This window comes from Taklimakanibacter albus (assembly GCF_016595235.1).
Taxonomy (GTDB): Bacteria; Pseudomonadota; Alphaproteobacteria; order Rhizobiales; family Aestuariivirgaceae; genus Taklimakanibacter; species Taklimakanibacter albus.
Genome location: NZ_JAENHL010000006.1, coordinates 673,421 through 689,715, shown reverse-complemented (window position 1 = coordinate 689,715; position 16,295 = coordinate 673,421). Strand labels below are relative to the sequence as shown.

Below are 16,295 nucleotides of genomic sequence, written 5' to 3'. Positions count from 1 at the left end.
TCGGGTATGCCAAAATGGCGAGATCATGGCAACCAAGAAGAAACCATCCCAAGGGCAGGTTAGCCATGCTAGGGCTGCGTCCCATAATCGCTTCTGCGCGGGTAGTGACCATGCTGACCAGCTCCTTCGTGGCTTTTCTCGGAATATCGGTCCTGGTGATCGTGACGCCCGGTCCCGACACCACCATGACCATCCGCGGCGTGATGCTGGGTGGACGGCACGGCGGAATCGCCACCGCAGCCGGTGTCGCGCTGGGCCAGATCATCTGGGCGCTAGCGACGGCGGCGGGCCTCGTGGCGGTGCTTCTCGCGTCCGAGCCGGTATTCCAGGCCGTGAAGCTCCTCGGCGCTGCCTATCTGGTCTATCTCGGCGCGCGGATGCTGTGGAGCGCCTGGCGGCCAACCGGTCCGGGCGAGACGGCCGTCATGATCGGCGTCAGGCCATCTCCCCTTGTCCTCTTCCGGCAAGGCCTGGTCAGCGACCTGGGCAATCCCAAGATGGCCGTGTTCTTCGCCAGCATCCTGCCGCAATTCGCAAGCGCCGGCCACGGCATGTTCTCCGAGCTCGCCTTGCTCGGCGTCGTCTTTTCGAGCCTCACCTTCCTGTGGCTCTGCCTTTATGCCGTCGCGCTGGCGCGACTCGGCCAGTTTCTCGGCCGGCCGCGCATCAAGCGGTCCTTCGAGACGATCATGGGCGGCCTGCTGATGGCGCTGGGGTTGCGCCTCGCGGTGGAACAGCGCGGCTGACTATTTCATCACCCGAGCCAAGGTGAAGCCGTCATAACCTTTCACCCCGACGGTCTGGATCGTGGTGGCCTCCACCCGCTTCTCCTTCTTCAGCATTTCATTGAAGCGGCGCACGCCCTGGACACTGTGGTCCTTGCTCGCGGCATCGATGACCCTGCCGCCGCGCACGACATTGTCGACGACGATCAGACTGCCCGGCCGGGTGAGCTTCAGCGACCATTTGAAATAATCCGGGATGTTCTCCTTGTCGGCATCGATGAAGACGAAGTCGAAGGGCTTGCGCTTCTCGGCCGCGAGCTTGGGCAGCAGATCAATGGCCTTGCCGAGCCGGAGATCGATCATGGCGCCCAGGCGGGCGCGCTTGAAATTGGCAGTTGCGACTTCGGCATGACGCGGCACGGCCTCCAGGGTCACGACGCCGCCCCCTTTCGGCAGAGCGCGGGCGAGCCAGATGGTGCTGTAGCCGCCGAGCGTGCCGATCTCGAGAATGGTGCGGGCATTGATCGACTGCGCCAGCAGCATCAGGAGCTTGCCCTGATTGGGCGCCACCGCGATCTCCGGCAGGCCGCTATCGGCGCTCGCCTGGAGAACAGCGTCGAGCACCTTGTCGGGGGGCACAAGCGCCTCGCTCACATAATTGTCGACGGCAGTCCAGGTCTTCTGAGTCATCGCGCGCTCACTGAAAGAGGACAGAGAGCGCGATGAGATCAGAAATGCTGCGGTGCGGCAAATGAAAAGGTCTACAGGACCTGAAGGAGCTGCTGGCGCAAGCCGGCCGGATCACAGACCGGAACCTCCGCCACACCCGCCGTTCCGGCGAGACCACATTCCGGCGTGGCGATGACCGGCAGACCGTGCGCCAGCGCCTTGAGGAGCGCCCGGGGCTCGTGCTCGATGAGCGCCGGCAGAATCACGGCGGCGATCTTCTCCGGCCACTCCGCGCCGTCCAGTTGATGCGTCCTGACCTTGCCCCAGAAATCGCCCTCCCCCTCGCGCGCCTTGCCGGCGACGACGATGTCGAGATCGAGATCCTGGGCGGCCTCGCGCAAGGCATAGGCACCCTTGCGCGCCAGAGCCGAGGCCGGGAAGAGAACAGACTTGCCGCCGCGCGCGATGCGGCTGCGCGGCGCGGGCTTGAGCCAGTCGATGAGCTGGGTGCGGGCGGGATCGCCGGCAGCGATACCGCTATGCGGGGTATAGAGGGTGCGGGCGGCGGCCAGGGCGGCGCGCTCCGCCACGACGATTTCCTGAGGCGCGCGGAAGTCGCCGAGCGTCGGGCTCATCGGATAGACCGCCTTGGCGGCATCGAGCTTGGCCTCGAGTTCCGCCATCGGATGGCGGATCATCAGAACGTCGAAGCTGCGGCCCTGCAATTCGCCGAGCCGCCACAGATGCGGCAGCAGATTCTGCGAGATCACCAGATGCTCATGAACGGGCGAGAGCTTCTTCGCATAATGGCAGGCCAGCGCCCCGTCGTAGCGCAGCAGCATGTCCTGCAAGGCGCGCCCTTGCCGCGGCGCGTGGCGCAAGGCCAAGGCGCGGCGCAGCGCCACCAGGGTCGCGCAGCTTTCCTCGGCCACCACATGGCGCGGCCAGGCATAACGCGGCGTCTCGCGCAGGCGCTGTGGCAGTAACAGCGCATCCTCGGTGCGCGCGATAGCCGAGAACAGGATCGAAAATTCCGGCCAGCAGGCATCGACGAGCCAGGCCGTCGAGCCAATGTCGTTCGGCAGGAATGGCCGCTCGGGATCATGGCGGCGACACTCCGTCTCCCCGCAGCTCGTGCAGTCATTGGCGCCGAGGCGCTCCTCATCTACGCTCAGATCGCCATCCTTGCGGGTGACGAGGCCACCCGGCCCACGCAGGACGATCTCGAGCGAGTCGCGCCGCAAGGTCGCCTCGATGCGGAACGGCCGGGCCGCGCGGAAGCGCAGGTCGACATAATTCCAGAAGACGGTGGCGTCGCGCCCGAGCGACGCGCGCGAGCCCGGCACCACGCGGCTATGGGCGTGGCGTTCGACGATTTCGAGGCCGGCATCGAGGGCCGCCTCGTAAAGCGCGTTCGAAAGCTGGCACAGGCCGCCGCCGACATTGGCGATGAGACAGCCCTCGCGCAATTCGCGGCCTTCGACGAAGCCGCGGCGCCTGGTGGTGCGCCCGACCTGGCGCCAGAAGCTGAACAGACTGCCGGCCGGAACCTCGACACCGTCGAGATGGCGGATGGCGCGGCGCAGATTATGGATCTTGCCGAGGGTGAGCGCCCGATCCTGGCTTCCCTGCAGATGGTGCCAGAGCGGGGAAGAAATACGGGCCAGAATGGGGGCCGAAGTGAGGGCCTTGCCTTGGCCATGCCGGCACACGGCCTTGCGGCTCAGAGTTTCCTGCGTCTTACGCTTGAGGCGAAAAGCCGTCGCCTTCGCTTCGAAAAGAGCCATGTCCCAGAAACTCGGAACCTGGCTCAAGGCACGATGCGTCATGTCGCGCGTCCCGTTCGTTTCACGCACAAACTGCTCCCACCAAACTGAATGGAGCATGAACAGCGAAGTGAACTTCATTTCGACGGGATCGTGGTCTTCTTGCGGCACCACTCCTCCGTACCAGGACGAGTTGGGCCGGGTCCCTCGGGTCAATCGTCTTTCAATTGCCACCAGGCCATGCGAGAAGCCTCTTCCTTGCAAACCGGAGGCTCCATGATCATCCGCCCACTGCTGCGCGTCTTAACCATCCTCATCCTGTGCGCCGCCCCGGCCTGGGCCCAGGCCGACGACAAGACCGAAAGGCTCGGCGTGCCGGGCCCCATCTCCTTCGAGGGCCAGGACTATGGGCTCGTCTGGACCTCGCATCCGTCCGCCGACTACTACAAGCAGGAATACCTCCCGGCTGGGCAGTCGGTCCAAAGCTACACGCATATGTTCATCCTGGAGGCGGTCACTTCGGGCCTCGCGCCCAAGGATGCGGCGGGGGCGCAGATCGCGAGCCTCAACCAGCGCAAGGCCACCGATCCCCTCGTCTTCTATGATGCGATCGTCAATGAGGCGACAGGCGACGTCATCCTCGATTTCCTGATCAGCGCGGCAGGCCCGGACGGCAAGCTGATCGTCGAATGGAACGGCTACCGCTATGCGCCGCATAAGGGCGCCAAGCCGGGCGTCGTGCTTTATGCCATCAGCCGGCGCGCCTATGGCGACGACGCCAAGGCCTTCGTCACCGCGCTGAAAGATTGGCGCACAAAAACGGTCAACGAGCTGGCAGGCTTCCCGGCGCCAACGGTAACCCCGCAGCCCTAATTCGCAACGGCTCTACGGCGGCGTTTCAGCATGATCCACAGGATCAGGCTGAGCGCCACCACCACCGTCGGATAGACGGCGATGTTGACGCTCGCCCAGCCGAACCAGTCGAGCAGCTTGCCCGAGGTGAGCGAGGCGATCGCGACCGTGCCGAAGACGGCAAAGTCGTTGAGCCCCTGCACACGCTCGCGCTCGGCAGGGCGATAGCATTCGGTGAGCAGCGTGGTGCCGCCGATGAAGCCGAAGTTCCAGCCGAGCCCGAGCAGGATGAGGTTCACGGCGAAATGACCGAAACTGATGCCGAGCAGCCCGGCGGTTGCCGCCGCCGCGAGAAGCAGCAGGCCCGCGGCGCAGACCCGCTCGGCGCCGACGCGGGCGATGATCTGGCCGGTGAAAAAGCTCGGCACGAACATCGCCATCACATGCCACTGGATCGCCCAGGCCGCCGTGGTGGTGGTGAAGCCGCAGTCGATCATGGCGATGGGCGCGGCCGTCATCACCAGATTCATCATGCCGTAGCTCAGCGTCGCCGCGATCACCGCCACGATGAGGCGCGGCTGTTTCACTATTTCGGCAAGCGGACGCGTGTCGCCCGCCGAGACGGTTTCCTCCTTGCGCGGAATATCGACGAAGGCGAGGACGCCGATCGCCAGCGTACAGATCACCGCCATCGCGGCGTAACAGCCGGCGAAGGTGACCGGCGCCAATAGATCGGTGGTGAACATCACCAGCGACGTGCCGAGAAGACCCGCGGCCACGCCGCCGGTCATCACCCAGGAGATCGCCTTGGGGCGGAAAGCCGGGCTCGCCATATCGGCGGCGGCGAAGCGCGAATGCTGGGCGAAGGCCTGATAGACGCCCTGCAGCACCGTCGCCAGGATGAAGAGCTGAAAATCACGGGTGTAGATGGCATAGACGCCGATCAGCGCGCCTATGGTCCCGGCGAAGGCGCCGAGCATGAAGCCCGGCCGCCGGCCGATGGCGCGCATCAGCATGGCGGCCGGGATCGTCGAAACCGCGGTGCCGATGACGAAGGCCGAGATCGGCAGCGTGGCCCAGGCCTTGGACGGAGCGATTTGCACACCGATGAGGCCCGCGGTGGTGAACATGATCACCGTGGCCGAGCCATAGAGCGCCTGGCCGATCGCCAGCACGATGGCGTTGCGCCTGGCGCGCAGATCATCGAACTGGGCGGTGATTTCGGCAGTGCTCATGGCCTTCTGGGTCCCCCGGGCGTGCTGGCCATGCGTCAGCGCAACCAGCCCTTCTTCTTGATATACAGCAAGGGCAGAAGGGCGGCGAGCAGCGTCTGGATGATGGTCGCGGTGAAGCCATGCTTCCAGGTCAATTCAGGCATGACGGCGAAGTTCATGCCGTAGAAGGTGGCGACCAGCGTCGGCGGCAGGAACACCGCGGTGATGATGGTGAACACCTTGACGATCTGGTTCTGCTTGACGTTCAGCGAGGTCATCACCGACTGTTGCAGATAGCGCACTTTCTCGTGCTCAAAGCTCGCATGCTGCTTGACCCCGTCCATGTCGGACAGGAGCGTCTCGACCATGTTCTTGAGCTCATGATCGCTGCCGTTGATCTCCATGCGCAGATAGCGCGCGGCGCGGGCGAGCGAGAGTTGGCATTCGAGACAGCGCGAGATGAGCTCTTCCTTCTCGTTGAGCTCGATCATCGTGTCGTTGATGTCGCTGACGCCGATCTCGCGGCCCGACGAATCGAGGCCGCTGGTGATCACCCCGATCTGGTCATTCATCGTTTCGAGCGCCTGGCTGATCATGTCGATCGTTTCCGCTGCGGCATCGTTCATCGCCTGCAGCAGGGTGCGCATGATCGAGTAGGACGACTGGACCAGGCCCGGATGGCGCTTGAAGCGCGCCAGCGCCTTGTCGAAGGGCGCGAAATGGCCCTTCGGCTCGAGCGTCACGACAACCTTGTCGCTGAAGGCGATGACGATCGTCTCGCGGCGGAAATCCTGCGCCTCCGGCATCATGTGGGTGATGTTGAGGCAGACCGAATCATGGTCCTCGAACACACCTTCGGAACTCGCCGGGAACTCGACCTTGTATTTCGCGGCGATGCGCGCGACTTCGGCCTTGTTCTCGGCGTCGACGCGGATCCAGATATCCTCCAGCGTGGCGGCGGGCGACAGCGTGGTGATGATGTTGTTGTTCATTGTTCTGTCTCCGGATCACTGGGTTTGAGCGGGCTTGGCTGCGCCGGCGCGCAGGGTCTCATGCGCCGGTGAGGTCGAGGACGTCTCGGTCCCCTGGCCGACCGGCTGCAGATAGTGAATCGCCAGCATGGCGATGCAGATGAGCGCGTAGAGGATCATCACGGCGTTGATCACTTCGCGTTCGAGATTCGACGCCTTCCTCTTCATGGGTCTGGTCATCGGTGGTCTCCATGGATTTCATAGATGAGCGCCCGCCATGCGGCTCGCATGACGGATGAACGCGATCGGACCCGCGGAAGCGGGCGCGGACGCGCCAAATCAGAAACTGATCGTGCTACTCATGGGCTTGCCTTTCCCGGTGTGCCGACGGCCCGGGAGGCAAGCGGACCGGGCTGTTAGCCCATCACCGCTGGCCCGGCCGAGATGCCGGTAACCAATTCATTTGCTATCTGGACCGGTCCGCGAGACCGGCCGCATCTAGGGTGATTGTCCATTGTTCCTATTTGCGTTGAGGCGTGCGGCGCACAGGCGCCGACGCAAAAGTGGTCGTGCGCCTTGACGCGAAATGAGTCAAGGCGAAAGCGATGCACGAATCGGAGAAAAGCTAGAACTCGTCCGGCCGGCGCTGGCGGGCCAGCGTGTTCAGCACGCCATTGAGCAGCTTCGGCTCCTGCTCATGGAAGAAGGCGTGCGCGACATCGAGATATTCGGTGATGGCGACGCGGGCCGGCACGTTCTCCATGAACATGACCTCATAAGCCGCCGCGCGCAGGATGGCGCGCAAGGTGGCGTCGAGCCGCGCCAGAGGCCAGCCGGTATCGAGAAGCCGGTTGAGAACGGGATCGATGGTGAGCTGCTCACGCACGACACCGTCGACGATCTCCTTGAGGAACGGGAAATCGGCCGGGCCGCACTGGCCCTCCTCGAACGCATCGCCCGTGGCACGGGCGGAGAACTGGGCCAGAACTTCGCCGACATCGGTGCCGGCGAGATCCATCTGATAGAGTGCCTGAACGGCGCCCAGGCGCGCTGCGGAGCGCGCCACTGGCGGTTGGCGGCGGGGAGTCGTCAAGATTTACGCTGCCTCTTCTTGATGGACCGGGCGAAGCGGATCATGGCGAGCGCCGTATCGGCGGCCCCTCCTCCCTTGTCCATCTCGGTCACCCGGGCGCGTGCCCAGGCCTGAATTTCGTTCTCGCAGGTGAGGATGCCATTGCCAATGATGAGCCCTGTCATGGTGAGATCCATGATGCCGCGAGCCGATTCACCGGAGACGATTTCATAATGTGTCGTCTCGCCGCGCAGCACGCAGCCCAGGGCCACGAAACCGTCGAAGCGCTTGGACTTGGCGGCGAGAGCGATGCCGCCCGGAATCTCGAGGGCGCCCGGCACGTCGACCCGCTCCCAGGTGGCGCCCGCCTTCTCGATGGCCGCGATGGCGCCCTTGGCGAGCTCATCGCAAATATCCGCGTAGAAGCGCGCCTCGATGATGAGGAGATGCGCCTTGGTCTTGACGGCCGCCGCCGTGGTCTTGTCGCGTTTCACAATCTCGTCTCCGAAAGACGGGCGACATAGCGCGCCAGCATGTCGATTTCAACATTCACCCGATCGCCGGGTTTGGCTTTGCCCCAGGTGGTCACCATCTGGGTATGGGGAATGATATTGACCCCGAATTCATTGCCCTCGACCTCGTTGACAGTCAGGGAGGTGCCGTCGAGTGAGACCGAGCCCTTGGGGGCGATGAACCGGGCAATCGCGGGCGAGACTCGGAAACGGAAGCGCAGCGAATCCCCTTCCGGCACGATCGAGACGATCTCGCCCACGTCGTCGACATGGCCCGAGACGACATGGCCGCCCAGTTCGTCGCCCATCTTGAGCGGCCGCTCCAGATTGATCCGCGCGCCGACGGCCCAGTTCCCGAGCGTCGTGCGGGCGAGCGTCTCGGCAGACGCATCGACCGCGAAAAAGCCCCGTCCGTCCTGCAGGCGGCCGGTCTCGACCGCGGTCAGGCAGCAGCCCGAACAGGCGATCGAGGCGCCGAGCGCGATCGTGTCGGGATCATAGGCCGTGGCGATGGTGAGGCGCGTATCGCCGCGCTGCTCGATGGCGATGACCTCGCCCATATCGGTGACAATGCCGGTAAACATAAGACTCTCTAGGGATATTCAGCCGCGTACATAGACGCTCAGACGGTCATCCCCAAGGGTTTCCTCGGCCCCCGGCCGGAACCCTGCCATGACTTGAGCGAAGGGCATTCCGGCAAAGCCGTCGACGCCTTGCGGACCCAGAAACTTGGGCGACTGGAAGAGCTGCAGCTCATCGACCAGGCCGGCTTCGATCAGCCCGCGGGCCAGCCTTGCCCCGCCTTCTGCCAGCACCCGGTTGATACCCCGCGCGGCGATCTTGGCCAGGCCGTCGGCCAGATCGACGCCACCCGTGGCGCCGGGCGCACAGGCAAGGATATCGACGCCCTCGGGCGCCGGCGTACCGGCGAGCGACAGGAGCCACAGGGGCACCTTCCCGGCCGTCCGGACCAGGTGCGACCCTGGCGGGATGGCGCCCCTTGAATCCGCTACCACCCGGATGGGCGAACGGACTTCCAGCCCCGGCAGACGACACGTCAGGTCGGGATCATCGGCCAGCACGGTGCCGAGCCCGACCAGGATGGCATCGGCCTCGGCGCGCAACAGATGGGTGCGGGCCTTGACCTCGGGGCCGGTGATCGCGGTGCGTTTGCCGGCCGCTTCGGCGATCTTCCTATCGGCGGAAAGCGCAAGTTTAAGAAGGACATAGGGACGCTTATTGACAATCCGAGTCAGGAAGCCGGCAAGATCCGAAAGGGCTTCCTCCCGGCCGAGCCCTGTCACCACGCTGATTCCGGCCTGCCGTAGAATGGCAAAGCCACCGCCCGAAACCCGCGGATCCGGGTCCTCGACCGCCGCCACCACCCGGACGACGCCAGCCTTCGCCAAAGCCTCGGCGCAAGGCGGGGTGCGGCCGTGATGGGCGCAGGGTTCGAGCGTCACATAGGCAGTAGCGCCTCTTGCCGCCGCGCCCGCCATGCGCAGCGCCGCCACCTCGGCATGGGGGCGGCCGCCGGGCTGCGTCCAGCCCAGACCGACAATGACGCCATCCTTGACGATGACGCAGCCGACCGGCGGATTCTCCGCCGTTGTTCCGAGAGCCCGATGACCGAGCCGGACGGCGCGGGTCATGAAAGCGAGATCGGCGGTCATGTGAGTATCTTGTGGAAGTGGACGATCGTGCCGCCTTTGAAGGCCTCCTCGCGCTCGACCTCATAGCCTTGCGCAACATAGAAACCGAGATTGGCGGCGAAGAGCTTGTTGGTATAGAGCCGGATCACGGCGTGGCCGCGGCGACGCGTCTCCGCTTCCGCATGGGCGACGAGCTTACGGCCGATGCCGCCGCCCTGCCCGTCCGGATCGACGCAGACATTCTCGATCAACAGATCGTCGGCACGCGGAATCATCTCCACGAGCCCGACCAGCCGGCCATCTAGGTAAGCGAGGTCGATGACGTGACTGCGCACGGCGTGATCATAATCGGCGGTCATCGGCAAGGGCTCGCGGCCAATGACGGCGCACCATTTCGCATAGGACTTGCGGGTGAGCTCACGCACCGTCGCCGCATCGGCGGGACCGGCGCGGCGAAACTCCAGGACGGCGGACATGGTCAGTCCCGCTTCGGGCTCGGCTCGCCCTCTTCGCCGGTCAATTCGCCGAGCAGCTCCTCGAAGTCCTTGGCCTCGCGAAAATTCTTGTAGACGGAAGCGAAGCGCACATAGGCGACGTCGTCGAGGACCTTCAGCGCCTCCATGATGAGCTTGCCGACGGTCTCGGACTTGATGTCGCTTTCACCCAGACTTTCGAGCCGGCGCACTATTCCGGAGACCATGCGCTCCACCCGCTCGGGGTCGACCGGGCGTTTGCGCAGCGCGATCTGCACCGAGCGCATCAGCTTGTCGCGGTCGAACGGCACGCGCCGGCCCGACCGCTTGACGACGGTGAGCTCGCGCAACTGCACACGCTCGAAGGTGGTGAAGCGGCCGCCGCAATCCGGACAATAGCGGCGGCGCCGAATGGCGGTCCCGTCCTCGCTCGGACGGCTGTCCTTCACCTGCGTTTCTTCATTGTTGCAAAAAGGGCAGCGCATGGAGCCTTAGGGGTCAGGGATAGATGGGGAAGCGGTTGGTCAGTTGGCCGACCTTCTTGCGGACGGCCGTCTCGACCTTAGCATTGCCCTCTTCGCCGTTCTTCGCAAGCCCGTCGAGCACCTCGGTGATGAGGGCGCCGATTTCCTTGAATTCCTTGACGCCGAAGCCGCGGGTGGTGCCGGCCGGGGTGCCGAGACGGACGCCCGAGGTCACCATCGGCTTTTCGGGGTCGAAGGGAATGCCGTTCTTGTTGCAGGTGATCCAGGCACGCCCCAGGGCCGCCTCGGCGGCCTTACCGGTCAGCCCCTTCTTGCGCAGGTCGACCAGCATCAGATGGGTGTCGGTGCCGCCCGAAACGATATCGCAGCCGCCGGCGATCATGCTGTCGCTCAGCACCTTGGCATTGGCGACGACCTGAGCCGCATACTTCTTGAAGGAGGGCTGCAGCGCCTCGCCGAAGGCCACCGCCTTGGCGGCAATGACATGCATCAGGGGGCCGCCCTGGAGACCCGGGAAGACCGAGGAATTGATCTTCTTGGCCATATCCTCGTCATTGGTGAGCACCATGCCACCGCGCGGACCGCGCAGCGTCTTATGCGTCGTGGTGGTCACGACATGGGCGTGGTCGAGAGGATTGGGATGGACGCCGCCGGCGACGAGGCCGGCGATATGGGCCATGTCGACCATGAACACGGCGCCGATCGAATCGGCGATCTTGCGGAAGCGGGCGAAGTCGATGAAGCGCGGATAGGCGGAGCCGCCGGCAAGGATCAGCTTCGGCTTGTTCTGCTCGGCGAGCTCGGCGACGAAATCATAGTCGATGCGCTGGTCGTCCTGGCGCACCCGATACGGCACGACGTTGAACCACTTGCCCGACTGGTTGACCGGCGCACCGTGGGTCAGATGCCCACCCGCTCTCAGATCGAGACCCATATAGGTGTCGCCCGGCTTCATACAGGCGAAGAAGACGGCCTGGTTGGCCTGGGCGCCCGAATGCGGCTGCACATTGGCGAAGCCGCAATTGAACAGCTTCTTGGCGCGCTCGATGGCCAGAATCTCGACCTCGTCGACATACTGGCAACCGCCATAATAGCGCCGGCCCGGATAGCCCTCGGCATATTTATTGGTGTTGACGGACCCTTGAGCCTCGAGCACGGCACGCGAGACGATGTTCTCCGACGCGATGAGCTCGATCTCATGCTGTTGGCGGCCGAGCTCGCGCTTGATCGAGGCGGCTACCGCCTTGTCGGCCTGGGCGAGTGAAGCGGTGAAGAAGCCATTGCCGGTGACCTTCGGCGTGGCGGCTTTCTTGGCGGTTTTCTTCGCTGGCTTGGCGGCTTTCGCGGCCTTGCGGGGTTGAACCTTCTTCTTCGCCGGCTTGATCTTCTTAGCAACCTTACGGGCCATGATCCTCTCCTGTTCATCCGCGCAGAGGATGCGACATAAGCGGAATCACGCTCAGGGTCCAGAGTTAGACCGGCATGCGACAATCCGTTTACGCCACCGGATATGGCGCGCCCGCAAATACCTCGTCGTGATAGCCTTTGCTGCCGACCTCGCGGGCCAAAGGACTGCGAAAATCAGTGCCCTGGGCGAGGCTGTCCAACATGTTACGAAAATCGTATCGCGGCCGCCAGCCGAGCTCCTTCAGCGCCCGCCGGTTCACATAGACCCGGTCGATCGCGGGGAAGAACCGCCAGCCGCGCTTGGCGAAGAGCGCCGGGCAATCGGGGAACAGCCGATTGACGACACCCGGCGCGTCATGGCGTAGCGCCGCAAGGTCGTCCTCGGCGAAGGGCGTCGTGGCCGAAATGATATAACGCCCAAAGCCAATGGCCTTCGCCCGCTCGGCAGCCAGGATATGCGCGTCGACGATATCGGCGATGTCGGCCCGCCGGTTCAGCAGCTCATTGGCCTGGGCGTTGGCCGGCTCATAGGCATCGCGGATCGCCGCGTCGTCATCGGCTTCGGGGAAGAAGCGCGAGGTCCTGAGCACGATTGTCGGCAGGCGATGCTTGCGAGCGAACAGCTCGCACAGGCCCTCGGCGGCGACCTTGCTCGCGCCATAGATGTTTTTCGGGATGGGCAGGACGTCCTCGGTCACCCAGGCCGCCGGCTCGTCCTTCGCGGGCGTGAGGGCCGCGCCGAAGGTGCTGGTGGTGCTGGTGAAGACGAAGCTCTCGACACCCGCCTTCACCGCCTCCTCGAGCAGGACCAGCGTGCCCGTGACATTCGTGTCGAGGAAGTTTTGGTAGGAATGAGTGGCGACATGCGGCTTGTGGAGCGTTGCGGCATGGATGACCGTGCGCATGCCCGCCATGCACCGCCTGACGACACCACGTTCGGCTATGGAACCGACGCAATGGGTAAAGGGCGACGGCTTTATATCAAGACCGCGCGCCGCCTCCCCCTGCTGGTGGAAAGTCCGCATGAGAGCTTCACCGAGATGCCCGGCGCTGCCCGTCACAAGGATCGTCATTGGTTAGGCTGCCCGCTTCAGCGTCATCGCCGTCCACAGCTGGTCGAGCGCCGACACCAGTCGGGCGATTTCCAGCTCGCCATGGAGCGGGCCAGGCGTCAGCCTGATCCGCTCGCTGCCCTTTGGCACGGTCGGATAATTGATCGGCTGCACATAGATCTGGAACTCGGCGAGCAGCCGGTCGGTGAGCTGCTTGCACAGAACCGGATCGCCGACGATGACCGGCACAATGTGGCTGGGCGACAGGACGACGGGCAGGCCCAGGCGGGCGAGCTCGCGCTTGAGCAGCGCCGCGTGCTTGTGCTGCAGCGCCCTCTCCTCGCCGCTCTCCTTCAGATGCCGCACACTCGCCACCGTGCCGGCAGCAAGCACCGGCGCCAGCGACGTGGTGAAGATGAAGCCTGCCGCGGTTGAGCGGACGGCATCGATCAGCATCGTGGAGGCCGCCACATAGCCGCCCATGACGCCAAAAGCTTTAGCGAGCGTGCCCTCGATGATGTCGACATGGTCCAGCAGACCGTCACGTTCGGCGACACCGCCGCCACGCGGTCCGTACATGCCGACGGCGTGCACTTCATCCAGATAGGTCAGCGCGCCATAACGCTTGGCGAGATCGCAGATCTGGGCGATGGGCGCGATGTCGCCATCCATCGAATAGACCGACTCGAAGGCGATGATTTTCGGCCGGGCGGGATCGAGGGCTTTCAGTTTCGCCTCGAGATCGGCGAGGTCGTTGTGGCGCCAGATGACCTTGTCGCAGCGGCCATGCCTGATGCCCTCGATCATCGAGGCGTGGTTGAGCTCGTCCGAGAGCATCACACAGCCGGGCAGCAGACGGCCGAGCGTCGACAGCGTCGCCTCGTTCGCCATGTAGCCGGAATTGAAGAGAAGTGCGGCTTCCTTGCCGTGCAGATCGGCGAGCTCGGCCTCGAGCAGGACGTGATGATGGTTGGTGCCGGAAATGTTGCGCGTGCCGCCCGACCCTGCCCCGATCTCGTCGAGCGCCTCATGCATGGCGGCGAGCACCTTCGGATGCTGGCCCATGCCGAGATAGTCGTTTGAGCACCAGACGGTGACTTCGCGCTCGCCGTCGCGGCCACGGTAAAGCGCCCGCGGGAAACGCCCGCGGATGCGGCAGATGTCGGCGAATTCGCGATAGCGGCCTTCCTGGCGCACTTTGCCAACGGCTGCCGCGAAAGCCCCGGAATAGTCAAATGTGTTCGTCATGATGTCGTCATTACGCCCGAAAGCCCGGCCTTAAGCCATTGACGAATAGCCGCATGCGCAGATGCGTCGCAGGCGCCTCATTTGGGAGCCCAAGAGCCCCAAAAATCTACCGATTCTCGTCCCGACGCGTTTTCAATTCGGCCGGTTTGCCCGAAGCGGATGCAACCTCTTCGGGCTAGGTTTGACGCTTACGGCTTCTGCTGGCCGAACTCCGGACCTGCCGTAGCGGTGGCCTCTTCGACCTTTTTCTTCTTCAGCACCGGCTGAGTCGTGGTCGCCCCGGCAGGCGCCGGCTTCTTGGTGGCCGTGGCGGTCGCCTGCTCGACCTTCTTTTTCTTGGCGTTGGCCGCATTCTTGGCGTTGGCCGCAGCCGGCTTCTTCTTGCCGGCGGCGGATGCCTGCAGAGCCTTCGTCTTGGCGTCGGTCTTCTTGGCGACCGGCTTCTTCACCTTCGACGCGCCCGACTTGTTGAAGTTGAACAGGACGTCATCGTCGTCCTTGATGTCGGCGAGCGACTTCTTCGCTTTCGCCTTGTTGGTGGAGAAGATGGAGTTGTTCGTCGTGCGACGGTCATCCGTCTTGCGGCGCAGGTTGAAGAAGCCGAACGGCTTGTTGCGGCTGTCGTCGTCGCTGTTGAACGACGCCTTCTCGGTCTTGGCCTTGCGGCGCGAATTGAAGAAGCCGAAGGACTCCGGCTGCTCCGGCACGTCCTCGACCTCATAGACCTTGGCCTTCAGCACATAACGCTTGCCGTCGTCGCTATATTCGCCGGGCGCCAGAGGCTGGCCGACCACGAAACCGGTGTCGTCGAGATCATAGACGTCGGGACGGAAATTCACCTGCCCCGCGCCATTGACCCAGGAGGTCAGATAGACGGTGCGCACTTGCGGCGCATTGGCGACCTTTACGTCGAGGCGCTCCCTGTTCTGCTTGTACTGCTCGATGCGGCCGGGACTCCAGCCGTCCTGGCCGTTGAGGATCCAGTTGATCAGCACCGAGACCTGGTCGACGCGCACGCAGCCCGAGCTCAGATAGCGGGCCGCCGTGGTGAACAGGCTCTTGGTCGGCGTGTCGTGCAGATAGATGCCGAAGGGGCTCAGGAAGTTGATCTTCACCGAGGCCATGGAATTGTCCTCGCCCGGGTCCTGGCGGAAGAAATAGCGGTTGGCCGCCACATAGTCCCAGTCGACGGTGCGCGGATCGACTTCCGGCCCGTTATAGCCGTCATAGATGCGCATCTTCATGTCGCGGAAGACGCTCGTGCCTTTGGAGCGGATGCGCGGCAGGAGATCGCGCTCGACGATCGATACCGGCACATTCCAATAGGGATTGAAGTTGATGTCCGACACCTGGCTGATGGTGACGGGGGTCGGCCGCTTCTGGCTGCCGGCGATGACATTGTGGCGCGAGAAGACGGCGCCCGAGTTCACCGCCTCGAGCTGAAGCGCCGGCACGTTGACGATGATATAGCGATCGGCCAGGCCCTTGCCGTATTCCTGCAGGCGCGGAAGATTGGCGCGCATGGTGGCGAGGCGCTGGGAGACCGAAATATTGAGCGCATTGACGGTCGCCTTGTCGGTCTTGCCGGTCACGGCGAGGCCGTTATTGGCCTGGAACTGCGCCACCGCCTTTTCGACCCCGGCGGTGAACCACTGGGCGGTGTCGCCGGACAGCGCATCGGCGCTGAGATAGCCCTCGGCGATCAGGCGACGCTTCAAGGCCACAACCGCCTCGCCGTCATCGCCCTTGGAAAGGCCCTTGCTCGATATCGAGCCCCAGCCGCCCTGGGCGGCAATCGCCTCATAACGCGAAATGGCATTGGCCATGGCGCCGCCGCTCGCGACCGACACCATCGGGGAGACGCTCTTGTCGGCGAAAACTTCGGTCTTGGTGACCGCTTTGCCGGATTTGTTGCCGGCGACGTTGCTGGTCGTCTGCGGCACCATGATGGAGCTGCTGTTCGACGAGGGGGATGGACCGGCGTCATCCTGCGTCTTCTTGCGCCAGGAATTGCCCTCGCCCCGCTCGGCATAGGCCGCTAGCGGTGTCATGGCGGTGAAGGACGCGAGGAGGACTGTCGTCAGGACCAGTTTACCGAGGCGATTTCCAGACATAATGCTCTGCTTCTGCTGCCGTTGCCGAAAGATGGGCGAACACATCATCTCATACCCAGGGGCAGGAACCAAGACCATAGCTC

Annotated in this window: 17 protein-coding genes; 2 read left to right on the top strand and 15 right to left on the bottom strand. The window is 64.2% G+C overall.

Annotation, left to right across the window (positions count from 1 at the left end):
* The first annotated feature begins 110 nt into the window (after positions 1 to 110).
* A complete protein-coding gene (locus JHL16_RS07920; protein ID WP_200184320.1) occupies positions 111 to 746 on the top strand; it encodes a LysE family translocator in 636 nt (211 codons plus the stop codon).
* Here the strand turns inward: JHL16_RS07920 and JHL16_RS07915 are convergent, their stop codons facing one another.
* Both JHL16_RS07915 and JHL16_RS07910 read right to left on the bottom strand, forming a co-directional pair.
* Positions 747 to 1,415 carry an O-methyltransferase gene (locus tag JHL16_RS07915; protein ID WP_200184319.1) on the bottom strand — a complete coding sequence of 223 codons (669 nt, stop codon included), beginning with the start codon at positions 1,413 to 1,415 and terminating at the stop codon, positions 747 to 749.
* A gap of 71 nt (positions 1,416 to 1,486) precedes the next feature.
* Positions 1,487 to 3,250: a VanW family protein gene (locus tag JHL16_RS07910; protein WP_200184318.1), complete on the bottom strand. Its 1,764-nt coding sequence runs from the start codon at positions 3,248 to 3,250 to the stop codon at positions 1,487 to 1,489.
* A 186-nt stretch (positions 3,251 to 3,436) separates the two neighbouring features.
* Here JHL16_RS07910 and JHL16_RS07905 point away from each other — a divergent pair, with 186 nt between their 5' ends.
* On the top strand, positions 3,437 to 4,033 hold the full coding sequence (locus tag JHL16_RS07905) for a hypothetical protein (protein WP_200184317.1): 597 nt from the start codon (positions 3,437 to 3,439) through the stop codon (positions 4,031 to 4,033).
* On the opposite strand, the gene JHL16_RS07900 is transcribed toward JHL16_RS07905, so the two are convergent.
* From JHL16_RS07900 to JHL16_RS07840, 13 genes are all read right to left on the bottom strand, one after another.
* A complete protein-coding gene (locus JHL16_RS07900) occupies positions 4,030 to 5,247 on the bottom strand; it encodes an MFS transporter (RefSeq protein WP_200184316.1) in 1,218 nt (405 codons plus the stop codon). The two genes, JHL16_RS07905 and JHL16_RS07900, sit on opposite strands and share 4 nt — an antisense overlap.
* A gap of 35 nt (positions 5,248 to 5,282) precedes the next feature.
* The gene (locus tag JHL16_RS07895) at positions 5,283 to 6,218 is read right to left on the bottom strand and encodes a CorA family divalent cation transporter (RefSeq protein ID WP_200184315.1); all 936 of its coding nucleotides are present in this window, start codon (positions 6,216 to 6,218) and stop codon (positions 5,283 to 5,285) included.
* Positions 6,219 to 6,233: 15 nt separating this feature from the next.
* Positions 6,234 to 6,437 (bottom strand): hypothetical protein, encoded by a 204-nt coding sequence (locus JHL16_RS07890; RefSeq protein WP_200184314.1) that lies wholly within the window; start codon positions 6,435 to 6,437, stop codon positions 6,234 to 6,236.
* A 385-nt stretch (positions 6,438 to 6,822) separates the two neighbouring features.
* Positions 6,823 to 7,290, bottom strand: a complete 468-nt coding sequence (gene nusB / locus JHL16_RS07885) for a transcription antitermination factor NusB (protein ID WP_246770828.1) — start codon at positions 7,288 to 7,290, stop codon at positions 6,823 to 6,825.
* On the bottom strand, positions 7,287 to 7,763 hold the full coding sequence (gene ribH / locus JHL16_RS07880; protein WP_200184313.1) for a 6,7-dimethyl-8-ribityllumazine synthase: 477 nt from the start codon (positions 7,761 to 7,763) through the stop codon (positions 7,287 to 7,289). Before ribH ends, nusB begins: the two co-directional genes overlap by 4 nt.
* Complete coding sequence (locus JHL16_RS07875; RefSeq protein ID WP_200184312.1) at positions 7,760 to 8,365, bottom strand: riboflavin synthase; 606 nt, start codon at positions 8,363 to 8,365, stop codon at positions 7,760 to 7,762. The genes ribH and JHL16_RS07875 overlap by 4 nt, the downstream gene beginning before the upstream one ends.
* Positions 8,366 to 8,383: 18 nt before the next feature.
* On the bottom strand, positions 8,384 to 9,454 hold the full coding sequence (gene ribD / locus JHL16_RS07870) for a bifunctional diaminohydroxyphosphoribosylaminopyrimidine deaminase/5-amino-6-(5-phosphoribosylamino)uracil reductase RibD (protein WP_200184311.1): 1,071 nt from the start codon (positions 9,452 to 9,454) through the stop codon (positions 8,384 to 8,386).
* Positions 9,451 to 9,909, bottom strand: a complete 459-nt coding sequence (locus JHL16_RS07865) for a GNAT family N-acetyltransferase (protein ID WP_246770827.1) — start codon at positions 9,907 to 9,909, stop codon at positions 9,451 to 9,453. Before JHL16_RS07865 ends, ribD begins: the two co-directional genes overlap by 4 nt.
* Positions 9,910 to 9,911: 2 nt before the next feature.
* Positions 9,912 to 10,391 carry a transcriptional regulator NrdR gene (gene nrdR, locus JHL16_RS07860; RefSeq protein WP_119391568.1) on the bottom strand — a complete coding sequence of 160 codons (480 nt, stop codon included), beginning with the start codon at positions 10,389 to 10,391 and terminating at the stop codon, positions 9,912 to 9,914.
* A gap of 13 nt (positions 10,392 to 10,404) precedes the next feature.
* The gene (gene glyA / locus JHL16_RS07855; RefSeq protein ID WP_200184310.1) at positions 10,405 to 11,799 is read right to left on the bottom strand and encodes a serine hydroxymethyltransferase; all 1,395 of its coding nucleotides are present in this window, start codon (positions 11,797 to 11,799) and stop codon (positions 10,405 to 10,407) included.
* An 88-nt stretch (positions 11,800 to 11,887) separates the two neighbouring features.
* The gene (locus JHL16_RS07850) at positions 11,888 to 12,871 is read right to left on the bottom strand and encodes an NAD-dependent epimerase/dehydratase family protein (RefSeq protein ID WP_200184309.1); all 984 of its coding nucleotides are present in this window, start codon (positions 12,869 to 12,871) and stop codon (positions 11,888 to 11,890) included.
* Between the two features lie 3 nt (positions 12,872 to 12,874).
* Positions 12,875 to 14,098 carry a 5-aminolevulinate synthase gene (gene hemA / locus JHL16_RS07845; protein WP_200184308.1) on the bottom strand — a complete coding sequence of 408 codons (1,224 nt, stop codon included), beginning with the start codon at positions 14,096 to 14,098 and terminating at the stop codon, positions 12,875 to 12,877.
* A gap of 188 nt (positions 14,099 to 14,286) precedes the next feature.
* Complete coding sequence (locus JHL16_RS07840) at positions 14,287 to 16,212, bottom strand: L,D-transpeptidase family protein (RefSeq protein WP_200184307.1); 1,926 nt, start codon at positions 16,210 to 16,212, stop codon at positions 14,287 to 14,289.
* Positions 16,213 to 16,295 lie beyond the last annotated feature (83 nt).

Bases quoted from the DNA above. Each gene is read 5' to 3' on its own strand.
- JHL16_RS07920 (WP_200184320.1), top strand. From the start codon at position 111: ATGCTGACCAGCTCCTTCGTGGCTTTTCTCGGAATATCGGTCCTGGTG.
- JHL16_RS07915 (WP_200184319.1), bottom strand. From the start codon at position 1,415: ATGACTCAGAAGACCTGGACTGCCGTCGACAATTATGTGAGCGAGGCG.
- JHL16_RS07905 (WP_200184317.1), top strand. From the start codon at position 3,437: ATGATCATCCGCCCACTGCTGCGCGTCTTAACCATCCTCATCCTGTGC.
- JHL16_RS07900 (WP_200184316.1), bottom strand. From the start codon at position 5,247: ATGAGCACTGCCGAAATCACCGCCCAGTTCGATGATCTGCGCGCCAGG.
- JHL16_RS07895 (WP_200184315.1), bottom strand. From the start codon at position 6,218: ATGAACAACAACATCATCACCACGCTGTCGCCCGCCGCCACGCTGGAG.
- JHL16_RS07890 (WP_200184314.1), bottom strand. From the start codon at position 6,437: ATGACCAGACCCATGAAGAGGAAGGCGTCGAATCTCGAACGCGAAGTG.
- JHL16_RS07875 (WP_200184312.1), bottom strand. From the start codon at position 8,365: ATGTTTACCGGCATTGTCACCGATATGGGCGAGGTCATCGCCATCGAG.
- ribD (WP_200184311.1), bottom strand. From the start codon at position 9,454: ATGACCGCCGATCTCGCTTTCATGACCCGCGCCGTCCGGCTCGGTCAT.
- JHL16_RS07865 (WP_246770827.1), bottom strand. From the start codon at position 9,909: ATGTCCGCCGTCCTGGAGTTTCGCCGCGCCGGTCCCGCCGATGCGGCG.
- nrdR (WP_119391568.1), bottom strand. From the start codon at position 10,391: ATGCGCTGCCCTTTTTGCAACAATGAAGAAACGCAGGTGAAGGACAGC.
- glyA (WP_200184310.1), bottom strand. From the start codon at position 11,799: ATGGCCCGTAAGGTTGCTAAGAAGATCAAGCCGGCGAAGAAGAAGGTT.
- JHL16_RS07850 (WP_200184309.1), bottom strand. From the start codon at position 12,871: ATGACGATCCTTGTGACGGGCAGCGCCGGGCATCTCGGTGAAGCTCTC.
- hemA (WP_200184308.1), bottom strand. From the start codon at position 14,098: ATGACGAACACATTTGACTATTCCGGGGCTTTCGCGGCAGCCGTTGGC.
- JHL16_RS07840 (WP_200184307.1), bottom strand. From the start codon at position 16,212: ATGTCTGGAAATCGCCTCGGTAAACTGGTCCTGACGACAGTCCTCCTC.